This window comes from Weissella sp. DD23, assembly GCF_001579105.1.
Taxonomy (GTDB): domain Bacteria; phylum Bacillota; class Bacilli; order Lactobacillales; family Lactobacillaceae; genus Weissella; species Weissella cibaria.
On record NZ_KQ970394.1, the window covers coordinates 101,856 to 103,747 of the forward strand.

The 1,892-nt window shown below is 48.8% G+C and carries 2 protein-coding genes; both read left to right on the forward strand.

Annotation, left to right across the window (positions count from 1 at the left end; all coding sequences use genetic code 11):
• The coding region (locus WEIDD23_RS07910) for a glutamate ligase domain-containing protein (RefSeq protein WP_347474448.1) at positions 1-704 on the forward strand (704 nt) is incomplete at its 5' end.
• The gene (gene folP / locus WEIDD23_RS07915) at positions 667-1,500 is read left to right on the forward strand and encodes a dihydropteroate synthase (RefSeq protein WP_062358895.1); all 834 of its coding nucleotides are present in this window, start codon (positions 667-669) and stop codon (positions 1,498-1,500) included. The genes WEIDD23_RS07910 and folP, both read left to right, overlap by 38 nt.
• Positions 1,501-1,892 lie beyond the last annotated feature (392 nt).

Sequence of the window (1,892 nt, forward strand, 5' to 3'; positions counted from 1 at the left end):
CGACTAATAAAGCGGCGGTTATTCAACCAGACAGTCGTGTGGTGAGCGCGCAACAGGAACCGCGCGTTGCGGCTATTTTGCAACACGCTACGCAGCAAGCCCAAGCAACCTGGCAGGCAATTGATGTACCGGTCGAAATCTTAGTAGATACGCCAGCGCAACTACGACTTCAAATTGCGGGGGTGCCTTATGAACTCGGTTTACGCGGACAAATGCAGGCTGAAAACGTTCGGCTAGTTTGGCAAATTTTAGCCCAACTCGACTTGCCAACGACACCTGAAAAGCGGCAATTTGGCTTATCACAAGCGACGTTATTTGGTCGGTTAACGGTGACTGGACAGGTGATTTATGACGGCGCGCATAACCCAGCGGGTGCTCAGCAGTTAGCTAATGAATTGGATCGCTGGGGGTTACGGGGACACGTTATTTTGATTCTGGGGATGCTCGCCGATAAAGATACCACGGCAATTCAAGCAGCGTTAACACCGTTAGCGCGCCAAGTAATTGGGGTGACGGCGGATAATCAACGGGCAATGTTGGCGGCTGACTTCGCCCAACAGACTGCTACGTTGGGTGAGGCAATGACACAGGCAAAACAACGAGCGACAGCGACGGATTGGATTGTTGTTGCCGGTTCGTTCTATACGATTAAAGGGGTAATCACACATGGCGATTTGGCAAGTGAACACGACGCGTTTATCTGATGATGCAGGGCTAATTATTGGCATTTTAAATACCAGCCCGGAATCGTTTTACGACGGTGACCAGGTAGCCACAGCGACCGCCTCAGTTGCGCGAGCGTTGCAATTATACGCGGATGGGGCCGACATCGTTGAAGTGGGTGGTCAGACAACGCGACCTGGCTTCCAAGTGCAGGGACTTGAATTGACGCCTGAACTGGAGATTGAACGCACGATACCCATTATTACAGCGATTAAGCAGGTGCAACCGCAGGCATTAGTGGCGATTGATACGTATAAGTTTGAGGTGATGGTCGCAGCGGTGAACGCTGGTGTTGATGTGATTAATGACGTGAATGGTTTTACGGATGATCCACGCAAATTGGCGTTCTTGACGACAACGACGGTCGGGTTGCTGACGATGTGGAATCCCCGCCAAGCGCATGTCCCTGACGTGCGGTCCGGTCTCCGCGACTGGGCAATGGCTAATTTGAACACATTAATGGCAGCCGGCATTGCTGCGGATCGAATTTTACTTGATCCGGGGCTTGGTTACGCCAAAGATAGTGCACTAGCGCATGATTTGGCGATTATGAAGCACGTCGACGTTCTGAAAGATCTAGGACGGCCAATCTTGGTTGCAGTCTCGAATAAAGGATGGGCCAAGCAATTGCTCGGTTTAGATAAACAGCATCGCACAACGGTATCACTTGTGGCAGCGCAAGCGATGATGGGCCGTGGTGCCCGCGTTTTGCGAGTGCATGATGTCAAACAAACTCGTGATATGTTACAGGTGCTGGCAGCCATTGATCACATTTAAGCCCCATTTTAGGTACCATTAGCCTTGCTTTAAGGAACTACCACTATAGTTAATCATGTTGACAGGGGGAACACCTAATCAACACAAACCAAAAGTGACAACTCATAACTCTCTCTAAATAATGATCGCCTGTCGCCCAGCAGGCTGGATCCGAAAGACCCGTTAGCTAAACAGCTAACGGGCTTTTTGTTATAGGAAAATGAAAATATTCACGTTGTTGTCATTTAGTTTTCATTAAGGGAGAATTGCTATATTAGTTGAATTGAAAATTCTCAATTAAAGGAGCGACTGTTGTGAAAAAATCAAATAAGCAGGACAAACGACAGGCGGAAAACCTTTTACCGTGGTTAATTCCCATTGCATTGATTATTGTTTGGCAGGTAGCGGTCGAT

What these genes read in the sequence shown, in the direction of transcription:
- folP (WP_062358895.1), top strand. Translation starts at nt 667, where the DNA reads ATGGCGATTTGGCAAGTGAACACGACGCGTTTATCTGATGATGCAGGG.